The sequence below is a fragment of the Edwardsiella piscicida genome, from assembly GCF_001896205.1.
Classification (GTDB): domain Bacteria; phylum Pseudomonadota; class Gammaproteobacteria; order Enterobacterales; family Enterobacteriaceae; genus Edwardsiella; species Edwardsiella piscicida.
In genome coordinates, this window is record NZ_MPNU01000001.1 from 2909407 (window position 1) to 2931859 (window position 22453).

Below are 22453 nucleotides of genomic sequence, written 5' to 3' on the forward strand. Positions count from 1 at the left end.
TGCGCTGAGCCCCGCGGCGGTCAACGCGCCTTAGGCGGTCAGCCGGGCCCGGCGCGCGCGTACCGCGTCGGCCAGCTGGCGCAGGGCGCGCTCGCTGTCCTCCCAGCCGATGCAGGCGTCGGTGACGCTCTGCCCGTAGCGCAGTGCCTCGCCGCCGTCCGGGTTCTGATTTCCCTCCACCAGGTGGCTTTCGATCATCACCCCCATGATAGCCCGCTCACCAGCGGCCATCTGGGCGCAGACATCCTCGCATACCGCCATCTGACGCTTGAACTGCTTGCTGCTGTTCGCATGGCTGAAGTCGATCATCACCTGCGGCGGCAAACCGGCCTGACGTAAACCCGCCGTCACCGCCTGTACGTCGGCGGCGCTGTAGTTGGGGGTCTTGCCACCGCGCAGAATGATATGGCAGTCGCCGTTGCCGCTGGTATTGACGATGGCCGAGTGTCCCCACTTGGTCACCGACAGGAAGCAGTGCGGGGCCCCGGCGGCGTTGATGGCGTCGATAGCCACCTTGATAGTGCCATCGGTGCCATTTTTAAATCCCACCGGGCAGGAGAGCCCCGAGGCCAGCTCGCGGTGCACCTGCGATTCGGTGGTCCGCGCCCCAATGGCGCCCCAGCTCATCAGATCGGCCAGGTACTGCGGGGTGATCATGTCGAGAAACTCCCCGGCGGTTGGCATCCCGCTGTCGTTGATCTCCAGCAGCAGGCGGCGGGCGCTGCGCAGACCGTCGTTGATGCAGTAGCTACCGTCCATGTGCGGATCGTTGATCAGCCCCTTCCATCCCACGGTGGTCCGCGGCTTCTCAAAGTAAACTCGCATCACAATCTCCAGCTCGCCGGCCAGCGCGCTGCGCAGCGCCAGCAGGCGGGAGGCATACTCCTTCGCCGCCTGCGGATCGTGGATGGAGCAGGGACCGATGATCACCAGCAGGCGATCGTCCTGCCCCTGTAAGATTCGGTGAATGGCGCTACGGGTCTGCGACACCGTGCTGGCCGCGCAGGCGGTAGCTGGAAAGGCCTCCAGCAGCGCCACCGGCGGCAGCAGTTCCTTGATCTGTGTAATCCGTAAATCGTCGTTCTGATAGCTCATAGTGCATCCATCGTGTCGTAGAAAAGGCGTATAGCGATACTTTTCAATCTATCCGCTTTCTCACGCCGTTGTAAACGATGAGGCCTATCGCCGTCTTTTTATATAATTAATTGATATATATAAATAAAAAAACAACTCCGAAATATCACTCTACGTTTATCGGTGCATTTGACATATCAAAATGATGAAAGCGCTGAGCGACAGACTAATTCACTGGCGCCATCGCCGCCGCGCCGGTATCGAAGCACGATGGACATTCGGGAAATAAAGGCTGGCCGAGCGCGATCGGTGAAGCGTGGTGCCAGAATGGAAAATGTGCGCGGCGTAAGCAAACCCAGGGTAACGGACGGTCTGGCACGGAGCAGGATCGGGGGAGCATCATGGAGGTGCAGGATGACGCGGCTCACGCCTGCCCAGAATGGGCATCGCTAGGCGAGATTATCCGTCACGCTAAACATCGATTTTTTATCGCGGAGAATGGTGGGTCGTGCAGGATTCGAACCTGCGACCAATTGATTAAAAGTCAACTGCTCTACCAACTGAGCTAACGACCCGCGTCGTGAGGTACGGCCTCGTGCAGAGTGTCGCTCGTCGTATGGGAAACGCGGAGATCGTGCGGAATGACGCGGCGGATGCCTCACCCTCGCGGGCCATCGCCAGGCGATGTTGTCCTTACACGCTGAATACCGGTTTCTCATCGCGAGAATGGTGGGTCGTGCAGGATTCGAACCTGCGACCAATTGATTAAAAGTCAACTGCTCTACCAACTGAGCTAACGACCCGCTCGACACGATAATGCTATTTAGTTGCCATTCGACACTGGAATGGACGCTACAGGAAACGGGACGTCTCCTGGACGGGATACACCGGTACGCATCAGGAATGATGGTGGGTCGTGCAGGATTCGAACCTGCGACCAATTGATTAAAAGTCAACTGCTCTACCAACTGAGCTAACGACCCGCTCGATGTGTCACCTTACTCTGTTTCGCCACCTAAAATCATGGTGGGTCGTGCAGGATTCGAACCTGCGACCAATTGATTAAAAGTCAACTGCTCTACCAACTGAGCTAACGACCCTTACAGAGTAGTGCCAACAGAAAAACCAGACGGCTAAGATAGCCTGAGAAATGCGTGTGTTACCACACCTTACTCGCCGTGCGTCACCCTCGAAATGGCGGCCGGTGCAGGATGATAATGCCATCGCTAAGCGACGTTATCCTTCACGCTGAATACCGATTTCTCATCGCGAGAATGGTGGGTCGTGCAGGATTCGAACCTGCGACCAATTGATTAAAAGTCAACTGCTCTACCAACTGAGCTAACGACCCGCACCGTGGTTTACTGCTCATTACAGAATGTCACTCGCCAAAATGAGCGGTGGCAGTGCAGGATGATGCGGCTGACGCCTTGCCCTCACGGGCCATCGCTAAGCGATGTTATCCTTCACGCTAAACACCGTTATCTCATCGTGAGAATGGTGGGTCGTGCAGGATTCGAACCTGCGACCAATTGATTAAAAGTCAACTGCTCTACCAACTGAGCTAACGACCCATTCTGTAAGCCACCGCGACTCGGTTTACACTTTGTCTTGGCAACGGCGGCATATATTACCCATTTATCCGGACAGCGCAACCAAAAATTCTCAGAATCCGGTCAATTGCTTGCGCTTCATACACTCGGGCGCGGAAAACAGGCAATGCGCCTGATTTCCGTCCCGTTTAGGGCTATCCCATGCGTTTTTGCGCCAGCTTGGCCGCATCGCTGTTCGGATATTGTTTGATCACCTGCTGGTAGACGGCGTTGGCCTTATCGGTCTGCCCTTTCTCCTGCATGATCACGCCGACCTTATACATAGACTCCGCGGCCTTGGGCGATTTGGGGTAGTTTTTTACCACCACGGCATAATAATAGGCCGCATCGTCCTTTTTCCCCTTGCTGTAAAACAGCTGCCCCAGCCAATAGTTGGCGTTGGGCTGATAGGTAGAGTCCGGGTACTGTTTGATAAAGGTCTGGAAAGCCGAAATCGCCTGATCGTTCTGCTTCTTCACCAGAACCAGATCGACGGCGCGGTTATAGTCCGCGTTGGCGTCACCGCCGCTGGCGGCCGCCTGCGGGGTCGCCGTCGCCGGCGCGCTGGCCTCCGCCGCCGGGGCGGGTGCTGCCGTCGAAGACGCTGCCGCGCCCTGAGCCGCGCTGCCGCTGCTCAGACTGTCTATCTGCTGATAGATCTGTTTCTGGCGTTCCACGATCTGATTCAGTTGATATTGGTTTTCCTGGATCTGCCCGCGCAGGGTGTCAATATCACGCTGGTTGTCGGAAAGCTGTTGCTGAAGCTGAGTCAACAGCTGGCCCTGAGCGTTGGTAATACGCTCAAGGGAGGTCACTCGGTCTTCCACCGAGCCGGAGCCGACGCTACTGATTGGCGCTTGGGCAGTAGCGACCCAGGGGGCCGCTACGCCAACCAGTAACGACAGACCCATCATATGACGTCTGAAGTTACTGCTCATTCGCTACTCGTCTAGGTAACAGAATTAGTAGACCAGTACGGCACGACGGTTTTTAGCGTATGCCGCTTCGTCGTGACCCAGTACCGCAGGCTTCTCTTTACCGTAGGAAACGATATCGATCTGATCGGCGCTAACGCCTTTACCCTGCAGATACATCTTCACCGCATTGGCGCGACGTTCGCCCAGCGCGATGTTGTACTCCGGCGTACCGCGTTCGTCGGTATGGCCTTCTACGGTGACTTTGTAGGACGGGTTGCTGCGCAGGAACGCCGCGTGGGCATCCAGCTCCTGCATGTAGTCCGGGGTCACATCGTATTTATCCAGGCCGAAGTAAACGATGTTGTTTTTCTGCAGCTCCTGCATCTGCAAACGAGCCTGTTCATCAGAAGAGAGATTGCTGCTGCTGTTTTCCATACCGTTGGCGCCCATGCCCATACCGGACTGATCGTCATTGGTGTTTTTCTTTGAACTACAGGCAGCTACGGCCATGATCGGCAGTACCAGCATCAGCCCCTTGAGAACTTTGTTCAGTTGCATCTTATTGATCCTTTTAAATTTATATAAGTATAGTTTTATTCATGCATCACAGATACGGCGACCAGGCAGGGAACTTCACCTGACCATCGGTAGCCGGAAGACGCGCTTTAAAACGCCCGTCTATCGATACTAACTGCAGCACGGAGCCCAGTCCCTGGGTAGAACTGTAAATCACCATGGTGCCGTTCGGCGCGATACTCGGCGTTTCATCCAGGAACGTATCCGTCAGAACCTGAGTGGCATTCGTTCCAAGATCCAGTTTAGCGATATGCTGCGCGCCTGCATTGCTGCTCACCATGACCAGGAATTTCCCGTCAGGGCTCACTTCGGCATCCTGATTCTGGGAACCTTCCCAGGTCAGGCGCTGCGCGGCACCGCCGTTGATGTTCATTTTATAAATCTGCGGCCGGCCGGCCTGGTCAGAGGTAAAGGCCAGGTTTTGGCTGTCCGGGAACCAGGTCGGCTCCGTGTTGTTGCTGCGACCGTCGGTCACCTGACGGATGGCGCCGGAGGCCAGATCCATCACGTACAGGTTGAGGCTGCCGGTCTTGGAGAGCGCAAACGCCAGCTTGCTGCCGTCCGGAGAGAAGGCCGGAGAGCCGTTGTGACGCGGGAAGGAGGCCACCTGACGGATCGCACCGTTGGACAGGGTCTGGATCACCAGCGCCGAGCGACCGCTCTCAAAGGTCACGTAGGCCAGCTTGCTGCCGTCCGGCGACCAGGCCGGCGACATCAGCGGCTCAGCGGAGCGATGCACCACAAACTGGTTATAGCCATCGTAGTCGGCCACGCGCAGCTCATAGGGGAACTGACCGCCGTTGGTCTGCACCACATAGGCGATGCGGGTGCGGAAGGCCCCCTTGATACCGGTCAGCTTCTCAAACACCTCGTCGCTGGCGGTATGGGCGGCGTAGCGCAGCCACTGCTTGGTCACCTTATACTGATTCTGCGCCAGCACGCTGCCCGGATTCCCGGAGGTATCCACCAGCTGGTAGGAGACCAGATAGCTGCCGTCCGCGCCAGGCTGTACCTGACCGACCACCACGGCGTCGATCCCCAGCGCCGTCCAGGCCGCCGGGGTGACCTCGGCCGCCGTCGACGGCTGCTGCGGCATCCGGCTGGCATCGATCGGGTTAAACTTACCGCTGTTGCGCAGATCGGCGGCGATGATTCCGCCGATATTCTCCGGCGCCGCACCCGGCCCCATCCACTTAAAGGGAACTACGCCAATCGGGCGGGCAGAGTCTACCCCTTGGGTTATCACGATTCGGACTTCGGCATGGAGCACGCTGGCCCACAGGACGAGAAGCCCCACCATCAAACGAAACGCCTGCTTCATCTTATCTCCCTTATCCGACCCTCTGGCCACGATAAATTAGCAGAATTTTAACAAATCAATGTCAACAACACTACATGCCGCCGCAGAAGGCCATCGGCCGAATCCGATAACGATCCGCCGATTACCGCCGCGGCGCCGAGTTCATCACTGCGGCTGGAACACCACCGGCGCGTTTTTATACACCTGGTACACCGCGTCGCTGGGCGGCTTAGGATAGCGCGCCTGACGCGCGGCGGAGAGCGCCGCCTGGCACAGCGCCGGATCGCCCCCTTCCGCCTTCACATCGAGCAGCAGGCCATCGGGCGCCAGCTTGATGCGCAGATCGCAGGTTTTTCCAGCATAGCTTGGATCAGTATAAAACTTCGCCATGATTGCGCTTCTAATTTGATTCCCATAGCCGCTAATTTCTGCGCCGGAGGCGCCGGAAGCCTTGCTATTGCCTTTACCGTCCGGGCCCGCCTTACCGCTGTTGCCCGGCGTACCGCCGTTGGCGGTGCCTTTCGGCGCATTCTTCGACGACGCCAGGCCGCCAAACAGATCGTCCACCTCGTCAGCCTGCTTCGCGGCGGCGGCGGCGGCCGCTTTCTTCTTCGCCTCGGCGGCTTTCTTGGCATCCGCCTTGGCCTTGGCCTCGGTATCGGCCTTCGCCTTGGCTTCTGCCGCCGCTTTCGCCTTGGCCTCCGCCTTCGCGTCCGCCGCGGCCTTAGCCTCCGCCGCTTGCTTCGCCGCTTCCGCCGCCTGCTGCTTCGCGGCCTCGGCGGCCTTCTTCGCCTCTTCTGCGGCCTTCTTCGCCGCCTCGTCAGCCTGTTTCTTCGCGGCGAGAGCGGCTTTTTTCACCTCTTCCTCGGCCTGTTTCTTGGCCTCGGCGGCCGCTTTCGCCGCCTCTTCTTTCGCCTGCTGCACCGCCAGCGCGGCGGCCTTCTTCGCCTCTTCCGCCGCTTTCTTCGCCTCTTCCGCGGCCTGTTTTTTAGCCTGCTCTGCGGCCTGCTTGGCCTCTTCCGCCGCCTGCTTGGCATCTTCCTGCGCCTGCAGGCGCTCTTTCTCCAGCGCCTTCAGGCGCTGTTGCTCTTCCGCCTGCTTACGCTGCATCTCCTGCGCCTGCTTTTCCGCTTTCTGCTGACGCTGCTGCTCCGCGCGCTGGGCCGCGTTCTGCTGCTCCTGCTGGCGGTTGTACTGCTGCACGACCGCGTTCGGATCCACCATCACCGCGTCGATCGCCGAGCCGCCGCCGCCGCCGTCACCGCCCTCGCTCATCGGGTTATCCTGCATCAGGGAGCCCCAAATCAGCAGGCCGATCAGGACAATGTGCAAAATCACCGAGATGATGACAGAGCGATTCAGCTTATCTTTTTGCTCAGTTGCATTTCCCACAATTCGATTCCAACCGCTAGTCGCTTCCAAGATCCTGCCGTGCCGGGCCACTACCCGCCGCGCTGTAAAATAAAGACACGCAGCCCGTACAGGCTGCATGTCTGCTTACGCTACGCGGCGGCGAATCCCTTAAATCGGCTGCGTCATCAGTCCCACGGAGGTGACTCCGGCCTGATGTAATAAATTGAGCGCCTTAATAATTTCATCGTACGGCACCTCTTTGGCTCCCCCGATCAGAAACACCGTTTTCGGGTCGGCCTTGAGCTGCGCCTGCGCCTCGGCGATCACCTGCTCCGGCGGCAACTGCTCCATGCGATTATGATCCACCACCACCGCATACTGCCCTACGCCGGAGACCTCCACGATCACCGGCGGGTGATCGTTGGTGCTGACGGTTTTCGACTCCGTCGCATCCGGTAAATCCACCTCAACGCTTTGCGTAATAATCGGCGCCGTCGCCATAAAGATCAGCACCAGCACCAACAGCACGTCGAGCAGCGGAACGATGTTGATTTCCGACTTGAGATCGCGCCGTCCACCTAATCTTGCCATGCTATCCTCAACTTACTTGCCGTCAGCGGCAAAGGCCTGGCGGTGCAGAATGGCGATGAACTCTTCCATGAAGTTTTCATAGTTCTGCTCCAGCTTATTCACCCGCAGGCTGAGGCGGTTATAGGCCATCACGGCCGGGATCGCGGCGAACAGGCCGATCGCCGTCGCGATCAGCGCCTCGGCGATACCCGGTGCCACCATCTGCAGCGTTGCCTGCTTCACGGCGCCCAGACCGATAAAGGCGTGCATAATCCCCCAAACGGTGCCGAACAGGCCGATATACGGGCTGATAGAGCCGACGGTGCCCAGGAACGGAATGTGGTTCTCCATCGCCTCGATCTCCCGGTTGAGCGAAATGCGCATCGCGCGCGATGCCCCTTCGATCACCCCTTCCGGCGCATGGCTATTCATGCGGTGCAGGCGGGCAAACTCCTTAAATCCGGAGTAGAAGATCTGCTCGGATCCACTCAGGGCGTCGCGCCGGGTCTGGCTTTCCTGATACAGGCGGGACAGCTCGATGCCGGACCAAAATTTATCCTCAAAAGCCTCGGCATCACGCGTAGCCGCATTCAGGATACGGGTGCGCTGGATAATGATCGCCCAGGAGGCAATCGAAAAGCATATCAATACCAGCATGATAAGCTTTACCAGCAGGCTTGCTTTCAGGAATAAATCCAGAATGTTCATGTCAGTCACTGCTTAAACTCCGCGACAATAGACTTTGGAAGCGCAATTGGCTTCATTAGATTTTGATCGATACATGCAATCAGCACATCGGCCCGGCTGAGAACCAGACCATCAGAATTGACAATGCGCTGCGCAAACGTAAGGGAAGCCCCCCGCAGTGCGGAAATCTCGCTCTCCACCACCAACAGATCGTCCAGGCGGGCGGGAGCCAAATAGTCCACGGTCATGCGACGGACCGCAAAAGCGACATGCTCAGCCAGCAATTGTTGCTGACTAAAATGATGTTGACGCAGCATCTCCGTGCGCGCTCTTTCATAAAAGGCGATGTAGCGTGCGTGATAGACTACACCCCCGGCATCGGTGTCCTCAAAGTACACCCGTACCGGCCATTGGAATACCATATGACTCACTCTACATCCCAGTATAGCTAAACAACGCGGATACTATACGCAACTGAAATGGGGTTTGGAATGGGGGAGAAACCTGAGAGCTAAAATAATTATGGGTCGATGGATGACCCATAATGGAAGTGAACGATCACTGACGCATCGATAGGCGGGCGGCGCTAGAGGCGAGCCGACCAGCGCGCACCCGATAGCGCCGTGCTCAGCGCGGCGTCGGCCGCATCGCCCCGATCGGGCGGTGCCGATCTCAGCGGAAAAAGAACAGCAGTCCGGCGATCAGAATGATCAGCGCCGGCAGCGGTGAAAAGAACGCACGCCAGCGCAGACGACGGGGACAAAATCCGACCCCGTGCACCACCCCGCTGCAGACGGCCCACATCAGCAGCAGCCCTTGCCAGATCGCCAGCGAGCTGGTTTTCGCCGCAAAGCGGGTCGGATCCCAAAAGATACAGCCCGCCAGCGCCAACGCCAGAATCAGGGAAAGGGCCCGCAGCGGGCCCTTATCCATCAGTCTATACAGCCTGTCTGCCAGTCCGGTCATCATTTACCGTCTTGTGCCGCCTTGGTCTCGCGATTCTCAATCGCCATCGCGGTGATGATAGCGAAAAAGCAGGCCATAAGCGTTCCCAAAATCCAGGCAAAATACCACATGCTTAAGCTCCCCAGCGGATCAGTACAGTGAGTGTTTATTGTCTTCGATAAAGTTTTTGTCCAGTCGGCCAAACATCTTGTAGTAGCACCACAGGGTGTACAGCAGCACTATAGGAACAAAAATGATCGCCACAATCGTCATCACCTTCAGCGTCAGCAGGCTGGAGGTGGCGTCCCACATGGTCAGACTCATGTTCGGGTTGGTGATGGACGGCATCACGAACGGGAACATAGTCACACCGGCGGTCAGGATCACACAGGCGATGGTCAGCGAGGAGAACAGGAATGCCCAGCCGCAGCGATCCAGACGAGAGGTCAGGATAGTCAGCAGCGGCAGCACCACCCCCAGCGCCGGAATCAGCCACAGGATCGGATGCGCATTAAAGTTCACCAGCCAAGCGCCGGCCTGATGCGCCACCTCTTTATGCAGCGGGTTGGACGGCGCCGCGTGGTCGAGAACCGAGGTGATGAGATAGCCATCGATCCCCTTCACCAGCCATACCCCGGCCAGCAGGAAGGCCACCATCATCACCAGCGCACAGATCTGCGTCGTGGCGCGGGCGCGCAGGCGCAGCTCGCCGGCGGTCTTCATCTGCAGATAGGCCGCACCCTGCACCAGCAGCATGGTCAGGCTGACCACGCCGGCCAGCAGGGCAAACGGATTGAGCAGCTGGAAGAAGTTGCCGGTATAGAACAGGCGCAGATACTCATCGATATGGAAGGGGACGCCCTGCAGCAGGTTACCGAACGCCACGCCAAAGACCAGCGCCGGTACGAAGCTGCCGATAAAGATGCCCCAGTCCCACATGTTACGCCAGCGCGGATCGGCAATCTTGGAGCGGTAGTCAAAGCCCACCGGGCGGAAGAACAAGGCGGCCAGCACCAGGATCATCGCCACATAGAAGCCGGAGAAGGCGGCGGCGTACACCATCGGCCAGGCGGCAAACAGCGCGCCGCCCGCGGTGATCAGCCATACCTGGTTACCGTCCCAGTGCGGCGCGATGGCGTTGATCATCACGCGCCGCTCGGTATCGGTTTTACCGAGGATGCGGGAGAGAATCCCAACCCCCATATCGAAACCATCGGTGATCGCAAATCCGATCAGCAGCACACCGACCAGCAGCCACCAGATAAAGCGCAATACTTCATATTCGAACATAGTGTGGACTCCTGTTTACCGTGCGTCTACCGCATTCGTCTGTTCAAAGTGATAGCGGCCGGTCTTCAGGCTGCTCGGCCCCAGGCGGGCGAACTTGAACATCAGATACAGCTCAGCGACCAGGAACAGCGTATACAGACCGCAGATCAGAATGATCGAGAACCACAGATCGCCTGCGGTCAGCGACGAGTTGGCGACCGCCGTCGGCAGCACATCGTTGATCGCCCACGGCTGACGGCCATACTCAGCCACGAACCAGCCCGCCTCACAGGCAATCCACGGCAGCGGAATGCCCAGCAGAGCGCCGCGCAGCAGCCAGCGCTTCTCGCCGATGCGCCCGCGCACCACGCTGTAGAACGACGCCAGGATCAGCAGCATCATCAGCACGCCGCAGCCAACCATGATACGGAAGGCAAAGTACAGCGGTGCCACTTCCGGAATGGAGTCTTTGGTTGCCTTGGCGATCTGCTCATCGCTGGCCTGAGCCGGGTTATCGGTATAGCGCTTCAGCAGCAGACCGTAGCCCAGATCCTGCTTGCTGTGGTTAAAGGCATCACGCACCGCCGGATCGGTATTGCCGGTGCGCAGCTCCTGCAGCAGCTGGTAACTCTTCATCCCGTTACGGATGCGCCCCTCGTTCTCCTTCATCAGATCTTTCAGGCCGATGACCTGCTGATCGAGAGAGCGGGTGGCGATCAGGCCCAGCAGATAGGGAACCTCAATCGCGTAGTGGTTGCTCTCCGTCTGCTGATCTGGGATGGCGAACAGGTTGAAAGAGGCCGGCGCTGGCTGGGTTTCCCACTCGGCCTCAATGGCCGCCAGCTTGGTCTTCTGCACGCTGCCCATCTCATAGCCAGACTCATCGCCCAGCAGGCTCACCGCGATCACCGACGCCATACCAAAGGCGGCGGCGATAGCGAACGAGCGCTTGGCAAAGGCAAAGTCACGGCCCTTCAGCAGATAGTAAGCGCTAACGCCCAGAATGAACATGGCACCAGTGACGTAGCCGGCGGAAACGGTATGCACGAACTTCACCTGAGCTACCGGGTTCATCACCAGCTCAGAGAAGCTCAGCATCTCCATGCGCATGGTTTCAAAGTTAAAGTCGGAGGCGATCGGGTTCTGCATCCAGCCGTTGGCCACCAGGATCCACAGCGCGGAGAGGTTAGAGCCCAGCGCGACCAGCCAGGTCACCATCATGTGCTGCACTTTGCCCAGGCGATCCCAGCCAAAGAAGAACAGCCCAACGAAGGTAGACTCAAGGAAGAACGCCATCAGCCCTTCGATGGCCAGCGGCGCACCGAAGATATCGCCGACGTAGTGAGAGTAGTACGACCAGTTGGTCCCGAACTGGAACTCCATGGTCAAACCGGTAGCGACCCCCAGGGCGAAGTTGATACCGAACAACTTACCCCAGAACTTGGTCATATCTTTATAGATTTGCTTGCCGGTCAGCACATATACCGTTTCCATGATGGCCAGCAAAAACGCCATCCCCAGCGTCAGCGGGACAAACAGGAAATGGTACATCGCCGTTAAGGCAAACTGTAAACGCGACAGTTCGACAATATCAAACATCTTGACTCCTTGCTCCTCGCAGGAAGACTCCGACTTGCGGCAACCCGGCTTCCGTTTTTACGGAAGTCACATAACAACCAGCAATGAATGCCCTTCACCCACAAATGCACCCTGTCCCAATTCTTAACGGCCTACGCTCTCCGCGGCAGCGCCGCTTTAGCAAGCATAGCGCAGAAAACGTTCGCAACTAAGAACCGAAAAAAGATAACAAATATAACAATAGGTCTGACCATGTATTACAGTCTGACAAATATTACCCTCACAGCCAGACACAATAAATCATTTTTTACGTGATGCTGATTGGATTTCCATTGTTAGGTCAATATTTGCCTACATATACAGCGCTCGCGAATATTGATCTGACGCAAGATTAACAAAAAATTACATTACAAGCATTATTTAGAACGCCAAATGAGATCAAAGAGCGCAAAATTCAATCAATTAGTAGGCTGGGTGAAAATGTATTGATTGTGTTAAATAATATCGCGCTAATTGTTTAACTATCATCCTGGGTGATATATTCCGCTGCCGAGGATCTCTTTCCGGCGCGGTAATATTTCATTTGTCATCTATTAGGCCAATAAAAAAGGCCACCCGTCGGTGGCCCGTATTGGGTGGCGCGATACGTCAGGCCAGAGCCCGCAGCGCCGCTTGACCGATATCGGCCAGGCTGCGCACCGTCACGACCCCGGCGGCCTCCAGGGCGGCAAACTTCTCGTCTGCGGTGCCCTTGCCGCCGGCGATGATCGCCCCAGCATGCCCCATTCGCTTCCCCTTGGGCGCCGTCACCCCGGCGATATAGCCGATCACCGGCTTGGTCACATGTGCCTTGATATAGGCCGCCGCCTCCTCTTCCGCGTTGCCGCCGATCTCACCGATCATCACGATGGCCTCGGTCTGCGGATCGGCCTGGAACAGCGCCAGAATGTCGATAAAGCTGGAGCCGGGGATCGGATCGCCGCCGATACCGACGCAGGTGGACTGCCCCAGCCCGACGTCGCTGGTCTGCTTCACCGCCTCATAGGTCAGGGTGCCGGAGCGCGAGACGATGCCGATGCGTCCCGGACGGTGAATATGGCCCGGCATGATGCCGATCTTGCAGGCGCCCGGCGTGATCACCCCCGGACAGTTCGGACCGATCATCCGCACCCCGGGGCTCTGATCCAGCTTGGCCCGGATCACCAGCATGTCCTGCGTCGGGATCCCCTCGGTAATACAGATAATCAGCGAAATACCGCCGTCTATCGCCTCCAGAATAGAGTCTTTACAGAACGGCGCCGGTACATAGATCACGCTGGCGCTGGCGTCGGTCGCCAATACCGCCTCGCGCACCGTGTTGAACACCGGCAGGCCGAGATGTTCGCTGCCCCCTTTGCCCGGCGTTACCCCGCCCACCAGACGGGTACCGTAGGCCAACGCCTGCTCGGAGTGGAATGTCCCCTGGCTGCCGGTAAAGCCCTGGCAGATGACCCGGGTTTCGTGATTGATCAGTATCGACATTATTTCCCCTCCACGGCGCTAACCACCTGGCGCGCGGCATCCGTCAGACTGGTGGCCGCAATGATGTTCAGGCCGCTGTCGGCCAGTATTCGGGTGCCCAGCTCGGCGTTGTTGCCCTCCAGCCGTACCACCACCGGTACGTGAACGCCCACCTCCGCCACGGCGCCGATGATGCCGTCAGCGATCAGGTCGCAGCGCACGATACCGCCGAAAATGTTGACCAGCACCGCCCTCACGTGCTCGTCGGACAGGATGATCTTAAACGCCTCCGTCACCCGCTCCTTGGTGGCACCGCCGCCCACGTCCAGGAAGTTGGCCGGCGCACCGCCGTGCAGTTTGACGATATCCATGGTGCCCATCGCCAGACCGGCGCCGTTCACCATGCAGCCGATATTGCCCTCCAGCGCGACGTAGTTCAGCTCCCACTGCGCCGCATGCGCCTCACGCGCATCGTTCTGCTCGGGATCCTCCATTTCGCGCAGCGCCGGCTGACGGAACAGGGCGTTGCTGTCGACGTCCAGCTTACCGTCCAGGCACAGCAGATCCCCCTGCGGGGTGATCACCAGCGGATTGATCTCTGCCATGGTCAGATCGCACTGCAAAAACAGCGTCGCCAGCCCCATGAAAATCTGACCAAACTGCTGGGCCTGCTTACCGCTCAGCCCCAGCTTAAACGCCAGCTCGCGCCCCTGATAGGGCTGTGGCCCGGTCAGTGGATCGAGCGCCACCCGGTGGATCAGGTGGGGCGTCTTTTGCGCCACCTGCTCAATCTCCACGCCCCCCTCGGTCGACGCCATGAACACCACGCGCCGGGAGCTGCGATCGATCACCGCGCCCAGATACAGCTCGCGCGCAATCTCGGTCGCTCCCTCCACCAGAATCTGGCGCACCGGCTGCCCCTGGGCATCCGTCTGGTAGGTCACCAGCCGCTTACCCAGCCACTGTTCGGCGAAGGCGCGGATCGCCTCTTTACTCTCCACGCACTTTACGCCGCCCGCTTTACCTCGTCCGCCGGCGTGCACCTGACACTTGACCACCCAGGGGCCGCTGCCGATTTTAGAGGCCGCCTCTTCCGCCTGACGCGGCGTGCTGCAGGCGTACCCCACCGGCGTTGGCAGTCCATAGCGGGCAAACAGCTGTTTTGCCTGATATTCGTGTAAGTTCATGATGTTCTATCCCTATAGGGGCTGACTCTTATTGTTAGGAGCAGGCCCGCCGGCGCGGGCCTGTGCATAGCACGGATCACACGGAGTTACACATCCAGCAGCAGACGCGCCGGATCTTCCAACATCTCTTTGACCGTCACCAGGAAGCCCACGGACTCACGCCCGTCAATCTGACGATGGTCATACGAAAGCGCCAGGTACATCATCGGCAGGATCACCACCTGGCCGTCGACCGCCATCGGGCGATCCTTGATGGCATGCATGCCCAGGATCGCGCTCTGCGGCGGGTTGATAATCGGCGTGGACATCAGGGAGCCAAATACGCCGCCGTTGGTAATGGTAAAGTTGCCGCCGGTCAGCTCCTCGACCGTCAGCTTGCCGTCGCGCCCCTTCAGCGCCAGCGCCTTAATCTGTTTTTCAATATCCGCCATGCTCAGGGTATCGACATCGCGGATCACCGGCGTCACCAGCCCGCGCGGCGTCGACACCGCAATGCTGATATCGAAGTAGTTATGGTAGACCACCTCTTCGCCGTCAAGGGCGGCGTTCACCTCCGGATAACGCTTCAGCGCTTCCAATACCGCCTTGATATAAAAAGACATAAAGCCCAGGCGCACGCCGTGGCGTTTTTCAAACGCCTCACCGTACTGGCTGCGCAGATCCATGATCGGCTTCATGTTCACTTCGTTAAAGGTGGTCAGCATCGCGGTGCTGTTCTTCGCCTCCAGCAGGCGTTCGGCCACCCGCTTGCGCAGACGGGTCATGGGCACCCGCTTCTCACGCTCCGCGCTCAGCGGCGCGGCGGCCTGAGGCGGCGCGGCGACCGGCGCCGCGCTCGGCTGCCCAGCCAGATGCTTGGTCACATCCTCTCGCGTCAGACGCCCGCCGACGCCGCTGCCCTGCAGCGACGACGGATCCACGTCGTGCTCGGCGACCAGACGACGCACCGCGGGGCTCAGGGCATCGCTGCTGCCCGTCTCCAGGGCGGCGGTATGGCGCTCGGCCGGCGTCGCCTGCGCCGCCTGCGCACCGGCGCTAATCGCGACGCCGCTCACGTCGGCCGGACGCAGCCGTCCCAGCAGCTGGCGCGCCGTTACCGTTGCTCCCTCCGGTTCCAGAATAGCCTCCAACACGCCGGCCTCCGCCGCCGGCACCTCCAGGACCACTTTGTCCGTCTCGATCTCGACGATGACCTCATCGCGAGCGATGCTGTCGCCCACCTGCTTATGCCAGGTAGCGACCGTGGCGTCGGCGACGGATTCAGGCAGATCGGGAACCAGAATTTCTACGCTGCTCATTGTTTATCCTTGTATTAATGCGTGTCGCGAATGCGGGCGACAGCGCCCGCACCCTTTATTCCACATTCAGGGCATCGTCCACCAGCGCCTGCTGCTGCTCGCGGTGAACCGACAGATACCCCACCGCCGGTGAGGCCGACGCCGGACGGCCGGCGTAGCGCAGCACTGCGCCAAAGGGGATCACCTCACGGAAGTTATGCTGACTGCAGTACCAGGCCCCCTGATTGAGCGGCTCCTCCTGGCACCAGACAAAATCGCGCGCCTGGGTATAGGGCGCCAGCACCGCCTGCACCGCCTGATGGGGGAACGGGTAGAGCTGTTCGATACGGACGATCGCCACGTTGTCCTGGCCATTCTTCCGCCGCTGCTCCAGCAGATCGTAGTACACCTTACCGGAGCACATCACCACCCGCTTCACCCGCTGGGCATCGAGAGGATCGATCTCCCCGATCGCCGGCTGGAAGCAGCCCTGCGCCAGCTCATCCAGCGAAGAGACCGCCAGCGGATGGCGCAGCAGGGACTTAGGCGACATCACCACCAGCGGGCGGCGCATGGCGCGCAGCGCCTGACGGCGCAGCATGTGGTAAACCTGCGCCGGCGTCGAGGGAACGCAGACCTGGATATTCTGCTGGGCGCACAGCTGCAGGTAGCGCTCCAGGCGGGCGGAGGAGTGCTCCGGCCCCTGTCCCTCGTAGCCGTGCGGCAGCAGCATGACCAGGCCGCACAGGCGTCCCCACTTCTGCTCGCCGGAGCTGATGAACTGGTCGATCACCACCTGGGCGCCGTTGGCGAAGTCGCCAAACTGCGCCTCCCAAATCGTCAGGGTGCGCGGCTCCGCGCTGGCGTAGCCATACTCAAAGGCCAGCACCGCCGCCTCGGACAGGACCGAGTCCCACACCTTAAAATCCCCCTGGCCGTTGTGCACGTTCTCCAGCGGCACATACACCGCGCCATCCCTTTGGCTATGGATCACCGCGTGGCGGTGGAAGAAGGTGCCGCGGCCGCAGTCCTCGCCGGAGATACGCACCGGAATGCCCTCGTCCACCAGCGTAGCATAGGCCAGATTTTCCGCCCCGCCCCAGTCGAAGGGCCGCTCGCCTTCGGCCATTTCGGCGCGATCGGCGTAGATTTTGGCAACCCGCGCCTGCATATCTACCGCCTCCGGCACCCGGCTGATGCAGCGCGCCAGATCCTGCAGGCGCTGCGGCGCTACCGCATGGGGATAAGGCTCATCCCATTCGTGGTGCAGATAGGGATCCCAGGTCACGCTGTGCATGGTCATCGGGCGCCACTCCGCCACGACGCAGCCGCCGCCGTCCAGAGCATCGCGATAGAGGTTGACCATCTCGGTGGCGTCCTCCTGGGTGATCACCCCCTGCTCCGTCAGGCGATCGGCGTACAGCTTGCGCGGCGTCGGATGCTTTTTGATCTTCTGATACATCACGGGCTGGGTGGCGCTCGGCTCATCCGCCTCGTTATGGCCGTGGCGGCGGTAGCACACCAGATCGATAAAGACGTCGCGCTTAAAGCAGTTGCGGAAATCGAGCGCCAGCTGGGTGACAAAGGCCACCGCCTCCGGATCGTCGGCGTTGACGTGGAAGATCGGCGCCTGCACCATCTTGCCGATGTCGGTGCAGTACTGGGTCGAACGGGCGTCCAGCGGGTTTGAGGTAGTAAAACCGATCTGGTTATTGATCACGATGCGCACCGTGCCGCCCACCTCATAGCCGCGCGCCTGGGACATGTTCAGCGTCTCCTGAACGATGCCCTGACCGGCGACGGCCGCATCGCCGTGAATGGTGATCGGCAGCACGATGTCGCTGCGGGTGCGATCCAAGCGATCGCGGCGCGCGCGCACCGATCCCATCACCACCGGGCTGACGATCTCCAGGTGCGACGGGTTAAAGGCCAGCGCCAGGTGCACCGGGCCGCCCTCTGTTTCCATATCCGACGAGAAGCCCATGTGGTACTTCACGTCGCCGGTGCCCAGATGATCCTTGTGCTTGCCGGCAAACTCATCAAACAGCTCACCCGCGCACTTGCCCAGTACGTTGATCAGCACATTCAGACGTCCGCGGTGCGCCATCCCCAGCACCACTTCACGGGTGCCGTTGCGCCCGGCGTGGCGGATCAGCTCTTTCAGCATCGGGATCAGCGCATCGCCCCCCTCCAGCGAAAAGCGCTTGGCCCCCGGGAACTTGGCGCCCAGATAGCGCTCCAGCCCCTCGGCGGCGGTCAGCTCCTGCAGAAAGCGGCGCTTCTCCTGCGGGCTAAACGCCGGCTGCCCCATCACCGACTCCAGCCGCTGCTGCAGCCAACGCTTCTCGTCGGTGTTGGTCAGGTGCATATATTCTGCGCCGATGGTTCCGCAGTAGGTCTGCTGCAGCGCCCGGTAGAGATCCGCCAGGCGCAGGGTATCGCTGCCGATGGCGAATGAGCCGACGTTAAAGGTTTCGTTGAAATCCTCCGGCGTCAGATGATGAAACGCCGGGTCGAGATCGGCGACCGACTCCTGTTTCCACAGTCCGAGCGGATCGAGGTTGGCCTGCTGATGGCCGCGGAAGCGAAAGGCATTGATCAGCTGCAGCACCTTCACCTGCTTGGCGTCGGTCTGCGGATCGTTGAACGCGAGGCCGAAGCGCGTCGGATCTTTGGCCAGGCGGCGGAAGTACTCCCGGGTCTGGGAGTGCAGCTGATCCGGCGGCAGTCCATTGACCGGAAGTTGTTGAAAAAGGGTTTTCCAGCTCCCCTCCACTGAATCGGGGTCGGTCAAATAGTCCTCATACAGTTGTTCTATGTACGACTGGTTCGCGCCCGCCAGATAGGAGGAATCCAGCCAGGCCTTCATGGTGCCGTTCTGCATTGTGATCCCTTAAGCTTGTAAAGCCTGTTATTCGCCGTGGTGAATATCTTATTTTTAACAGATATTCTTGTATTAACTGAATGTTATTAAAAAAAATTATCGAGACAGCCAGCGCGGGCGTCACCCGGTGATAACCCCGCTGACATTCTGAGCACCTCTGTGGGTGCCTTATCGCTTTCCTGGCGCTCCCCGTCGCGATCGATCGGGATAGCGCGAGACCATTATCCGGCGTATCGCGCGGAATTCTATGCTTTTATGCCCCTCAGGCTCCGCGCTGCAGCAGCATGGATTTAATGTGACCAATCGCGCGCGTCGGGTTTAACCCCTTCGGGCATACGCTGACACAGTTCATGATGCCGTGGCAGCGGAATACGCTGAAAGCGTCGTCCAGCGCGTCGAGGCGCGGCGCCGTCGCCGTGTCGCGACTATCGATCAGGAAACGGTAGGCCGCCAGCAGTCCGGAAGGGCCGACGAACTTGTCCGGATTCCACCAGAAGGATGGGCAGGCGGTAGAGCAGCAGGCGCACAGGATACACTCATACAGCCCATCCAGCCTGGCGCGCTCCTCCGGCGACTGCAGATACTCGCGCGCCGGCGGCGTTCGACCATCGTTAATCAGGTAGGGTTTGATCTTCTCGTACTGGGCATAAAACTGGCCCATGTCCACCACCAGATCGCGCACCACCGGCAGCCCCGGCAGCGGGCGGATGACGATTTTCTTTCCCCCCCGGCGCAGGGCCGAAAGCGGAGTGATGCAGGCCAGGCCGTTTTGGCCGTTCATGTTGACCCCATCCGAACCGCACACCCCCTCGCGGCAGGAGCGGCGAAAGGCCAGGGTCGGGTCCTGCTCTTTCAGCTGGATCAGCGCATCCAGCAGCATCATGTCACGCCCCTCTTCCGCCTCCAGGGTGTAATCCTGCATGCGCGGCACGCTATCCACGTCCGGGTTGTAACGGTAAATAGAAAATTCGAGTTTCATTACCTGCTCCTCGGCAAATCAGTAAGTACGCACCTTCGGCGGGAAGGCCGCGCGCAGCCGGGGCTGCATGTTGACGCGGCGTTGCACCATGCTCTCACTCTCCGGCAGGTACAGGGTATGGCACAGCCAGTTGGCGTCATCGCGCTCCGGGAAGTCAAAGCGGCTGTGCGCCCCGCGGCTTTCTGTGCGGTAGTTGGCGGCCATCGCGGTGGCGAAGGCCGTCGCCATCAGGTTGTCCAGCTCCAGACACTCGATACGCTGGGTATTGAATTCACTGGAGGTATCGTCCAGACGGGCGTGATCCAGGCGCTCGCGGATCGTCTTCAGCTCGGCCAGGCCCTGCGCCATCGCCTCCCCTTCACGAAAGACGGAGAAGTTGTGCTGCATGCAGGACTGCAGATCTTTGCGGATCTGCACCGGATCCTCTCCGCTGCGGGTGCCGTTCCAGCGCTCAAGCCGCGCCAGGCTGGCCTCGATGTCTGACTCACCGGCGTCGCGCAGCGGCCCCTGCTCACGCAGGCTCTCCTCCAGATGCAGGCCGGCCGAGCGGCCAAACACCACCAGATCCAGCAGCGAGTTACCGCCCAGACGGTTGGCGCCGTGCACCGAAACACAGGCGATCTCACCGACGGCGAACAGCCCGGGGATCACCCGGTCGGCGCCGCTGGCGTCCAGGGTCAGCGCCTGTCCGCTGATGCGGGTCGGAATGCCCCCCATCATGTAGTGACAGGTCGGGATTACCGGTATCGGCTCCTTGACCGGATCGACGTGGGCAAAGGTGCGCGACAGCTCCAGGATCCCCGGCAGACGGGACTCCAGCACCTCTTTCCCCAGGTGGTCGAGCTTCAGCTTAGCGTGGGGCCCCCAGGGGCCATCGCAGCCGCGCCCTTCGCGGATCTCTATCATGATCGACCGCGCCACCACGTCGCGACCGGCCAGATCCTTGGCGTTGGGCGCGTAGCGCTCCATAAAGCGCTCGCCGTGCTTGTTCAGCAGGTAGCCCCCCTCGCCGCGGCAGCCTTCGGTCACCAGCACGCCGGCGCCGGCGATCCCGGTCGGGTGAAACTGCCACATCTCCATGTCCTGCAGCGGCACCCCGGCGCGCAGCGCCATGCCGACGCCGTCGCCGGTGTTGATGTGGGCGTTGGTGGTCGACTGATAAATGCGTCCGGCGCCGCCGGTGGCCAGAATGGTGGCGCGCGCCTTGAAGTAGACCACCTCGCCGCTCTCGATGCACAGCGCCGTACAGCCGACGATGGCGCCATCCTGATTTTTCACCAGATCCAGCGCGTACCACTCGGAGAAGATCGTGGTGTGATTCTTCAGATTCTGTTGATACAGGGTATGCAGCAGCGCATGACCGGTGCGATCCGCCGCCGCCGCGGTGCGCGCGGCCTGCTCCCCGCCAAAGTTTTTCGACTGGCCGCCAAACGGCCGCTGGTAGATGCGCCCATCCTCCAGGCGTGAAAACGGCAGCCCCATGTGCTCCAGCTCCAGCACGGCATCCGGGCCGGTTTTACACATATATTCAATCGCGTCCTGATCGCCGATATAGTCTGACCCCTTCACGGTGTCATACATGTGCCATTCCCAGTTGTCTTCATGGGTATTGCCCAGCGCGACGGTGATCCCGCCCTGCGCCGAAACGGTATGGGAACGGGTCGGAAACACTTTGGACAGCAGGGCACAGCGAAACCCCGCCTGAGAAATCTGCAGCGCCGCACGCATGCCTGCTCCACCGGCGCCGATCACGACGGCGTCAAACTCTCTGACTGGCAGCTTCATCTATATCCCCCACACAACCAATGTTCCGTAAACCAGATAGACCACCAGGACCACCACGATCGCCAGCTGTAGCACCAGACGCAGCGCCAGCGGCTTGACGTAGTCGGTCAAGACCTGCCACATCCCGATCCAGGCATGGATCAGGATGCACAGCAGGGTCAGCAGGGTAAACACCTGGGTGATCCGCGAAGAGAAGAAATCAAGCCACAGCGTATAGGTGAGCGGGCCTGCGCCGACCACGAAGGCCAGCAGATAGATAACGTACAGCGTGATGATGATGGCGGATGCGCGCAGCAGCAGCCAGTCCTGAATACCGTTGCGCCCCAGCGCCGATGCGTTGCTTACCATACCAATACCCCCGCGCAAACGGAGAGCAGCACGGTCGCGGCAAACGTCAGCTGCGCCGAGCGGCAGCCCACGCTAAAGCTCTCCTCGAGATAACCAAAGTCCATCAGCAGGTGACGGATCCCGCCGCAGATGTGATAGGCCAGCGCCGTCAGGATACCCCACAGCACCAGCCTGGCCAGCGCGCTATCCAGCAGCGCCGCGGCCTGTGCAAATCCGTCGGCGGAGGAGAGGGAGAGCCCGAGCAGCCACAGTAGAATACCGATAGCGATGAAGACGGCGACGCCGCTGACGCGGTGCAAGATCGACGCAATCGCGGTGACAGGAAAGCGGATTGTTGGCAAATCCAGATTGACAGGTCTTTGTTTTTTCACAATTTTGCCCACATAGCTCTTATTATTTTCCTCCTCCGGACCTGGGGCGGTATCAAGCAGCGATGCCAATCCCACGGAACTAACGCAGCGGACCGACGGCGAACGGGCCTCACTGCAACGGGGGTTGGCTGCTGGGTGCTCCACTGCAGGTACGCTTACCCGAGGGTAAGTCCCGGAGACCTGGCGGCAGTATAGGGTCGATACAAATTGATTACAATTACAACACAAAATGATGAATAACATTTAACTAGAACAGTGACA

General features: G+C 59.9%; 20 protein-coding genes and 6 tRNA genes. All 26 read right to left on the minus strand.

Annotation, left to right across the window (positions count from 1 at the left end):
• Positions 1-30: 30 nt before the first annotated feature.
• A complete protein-coding gene (gene aroG, locus BRD58_RS13390; protein ID WP_012849397.1) occupies positions 31-1095 on the minus strand; it encodes a 3-deoxy-7-phosphoheptulonate synthase AroG in 1065 nt (354 codons plus the stop codon).
• Between the two features lie 478 nt (positions 1096-1573).
• Positions 1574-1649 (minus strand) — tRNA-Lys (locus BRD58_RS13395).
• Positions 1650-1801: 152 nt separating this feature from the next.
• Positions 1802-1877 (minus strand) — tRNA-Lys (locus BRD58_RS13400).
• Positions 1878-1981: 104 nt separating this feature from the next.
• Positions 1982-2057, minus strand: a tRNA-Lys gene (locus BRD58_RS13405).
• Positions 2058-2098: 41 nt separating this feature from the next.
• Positions 2099-2174, minus strand: a tRNA-Lys gene (locus BRD58_RS13410).
• A gap of 175 nt (positions 2175-2349) precedes the next feature.
• Positions 2350-2425: transfer RNA gene (locus BRD58_RS13415), tRNA-Lys, on the minus strand.
• A 147-nt stretch (positions 2426-2572) separates the two neighbouring features.
• A tRNA-Lys gene (locus BRD58_RS13420) sits at positions 2573-2648 on the minus strand.
• A 173-nt stretch (positions 2649-2821) separates the two neighbouring features.
• Positions 2822-3604 (minus strand): cell division protein CpoB, encoded by a 783-nt coding sequence (cpoB, locus tag BRD58_RS13425; RefSeq protein ID WP_015462072.1) that lies wholly within the window; start codon positions 3602-3604, stop codon positions 2822-2824.
• Between the two features lie 24 nt (positions 3605-3628).
• Positions 3629-4141 (minus strand): peptidoglycan-associated lipoprotein Pal, encoded by a 513-nt coding sequence (gene pal / locus BRD58_RS13430; protein ID WP_012849399.1) that lies wholly within the window; start codon positions 4139-4141, stop codon positions 3629-3631.
• 46 nt (positions 4142-4187) lie between these two features.
• Positions 4188-5480 (minus strand): Tol-Pal system beta propeller repeat protein TolB, encoded by a 1293-nt coding sequence (gene tolB, locus BRD58_RS13435; protein WP_012849400.1) that lies wholly within the window; start codon positions 5478-5480, stop codon positions 4188-4190.
• A 144-nt stretch (positions 5481-5624) separates the two neighbouring features.
• Entirely contained in the window at positions 5625-6851 is a 1227-nt protein-coding gene (tolA, locus tag BRD58_RS13440; RefSeq protein ID WP_012849401.1) for a cell envelope integrity protein TolA, read from the minus strand.
• Positions 6852-6980: 129 nt separating this feature from the next.
• A complete protein-coding gene (gene tolR / locus BRD58_RS13445; RefSeq protein WP_012849402.1) occupies positions 6981-7403 on the minus strand; it encodes a colicin uptake protein TolR in 423 nt (140 codons plus the stop codon).
• Between the two features lie 12 nt (positions 7404-7415).
• Positions 7416-8099 carry a Tol-Pal system protein TolQ gene (gene tolQ, locus BRD58_RS13450; RefSeq protein WP_015462073.1) on the minus strand — a complete coding sequence of 228 codons (684 nt, stop codon included), beginning with the start codon at positions 8097-8099 and terminating at the stop codon, positions 7416-7418.
• Positions 8096-8491 (minus strand): tol-pal system-associated acyl-CoA thioesterase, encoded by a 396-nt coding sequence (ybgC, locus tag BRD58_RS13455; protein WP_012849404.1) that lies wholly within the window; start codon positions 8489-8491, stop codon positions 8096-8098. Before ybgC ends, tolQ begins: the two co-directional genes overlap by 4 nt.
• Before the next feature lie 250 nt (positions 8492-8741).
• On the minus strand, positions 8742-9035 hold the full coding sequence (gene ybgE, locus BRD58_RS13460) for a cyd operon protein YbgE (protein WP_069579665.1): 294 nt from the start codon (positions 9033-9035) through the stop codon (positions 8742-8744).
• Entirely contained in the window at positions 9035-9145 is a 111-nt protein-coding gene (gene cydX, locus BRD58_RS13465) for a cytochrome bd-I oxidase subunit CydX (RefSeq protein ID WP_015462075.1), read from the minus strand. The genes ybgE and cydX overlap by 1 nt, the downstream gene beginning before the upstream one ends.
• Before the next feature lie 19 nt (positions 9146-9164).
• Complete coding sequence (gene cydB / locus BRD58_RS13470; protein WP_069579102.1) at positions 9165-10304, minus strand: cytochrome d ubiquinol oxidase subunit II; 1140 nt, start codon at positions 10302-10304, stop codon at positions 9165-9167.
• 15 nt (positions 10305-10319) lie between these two features.
• Positions 10320-11882: a cytochrome ubiquinol oxidase subunit I gene (gene cydA, locus BRD58_RS13475; protein ID WP_012849407.1), complete on the minus strand. Its 1563-nt coding sequence runs from the start codon at positions 11880-11882 to the stop codon at positions 10320-10322.
• A 627-nt stretch (positions 11883-12509) separates the two neighbouring features.
• A complete protein-coding gene (gene sucD, locus BRD58_RS13480) occupies positions 12510-13382 on the minus strand; it encodes a succinate--CoA ligase subunit alpha (protein ID WP_012849408.1) in 873 nt (290 codons plus the stop codon).
• Positions 13382-14548, minus strand: a complete 1167-nt coding sequence (sucC, locus tag BRD58_RS13485) for an ADP-forming succinate--CoA ligase subunit beta (protein ID WP_012849409.1) — start codon at positions 14546-14548, stop codon at positions 13382-13384. Before sucC ends, sucD begins: the two co-directional genes overlap by 1 nt.
• An 86-nt stretch (positions 14549-14634) precedes the next feature.
• Positions 14635-15846, minus strand: coding sequence for a 2-oxoglutarate dehydrogenase complex dihydrolipoyllysine-residue succinyltransferase (gene odhB / locus BRD58_RS13490; protein ID WP_015462077.1), 1212 nt, complete (start codon positions 15844-15846; stop codon positions 14635-14637).
• Positions 15847-15901: 55 nt separating this feature from the next.
• Complete coding sequence (sucA, locus tag BRD58_RS13495) at positions 15902-18709, minus strand: 2-oxoglutarate dehydrogenase E1 component (RefSeq protein ID WP_073383385.1); 2808 nt, start codon at positions 18707-18709, stop codon at positions 15902-15904.
• A 262-nt stretch (positions 18710-18971) separates the two neighbouring features.
• Positions 18972-19688 (minus strand): succinate dehydrogenase iron-sulfur subunit, encoded by a 717-nt coding sequence (locus BRD58_RS13500; protein ID WP_012849412.1) that lies wholly within the window; start codon positions 19686-19688, stop codon positions 18972-18974.
• A gap of 18 nt (positions 19689-19706) precedes the next feature.
• Entirely contained in the window at positions 19707-21473 is a 1767-nt protein-coding gene (gene sdhA, locus BRD58_RS13505; protein WP_012849413.1) for a succinate dehydrogenase flavoprotein subunit, read from the minus strand.
• Positions 21474-21821, minus strand: a complete 348-nt coding sequence (gene sdhD, locus BRD58_RS13510; protein ID WP_012849414.1) for a succinate dehydrogenase membrane anchor subunit — start codon at positions 21819-21821, stop codon at positions 21474-21476.
• Positions 21815-22204: a succinate dehydrogenase cytochrome b556 subunit gene (gene sdhC / locus BRD58_RS13515; RefSeq protein ID WP_012849415.1), complete on the minus strand. Its 390-nt coding sequence runs from the start codon at positions 22202-22204 to the stop codon at positions 21815-21817. Before sdhC ends, sdhD begins: the two co-directional genes overlap by 7 nt.
• Between the last annotated feature and the right edge of the window lie 249 nt (positions 22205-22453).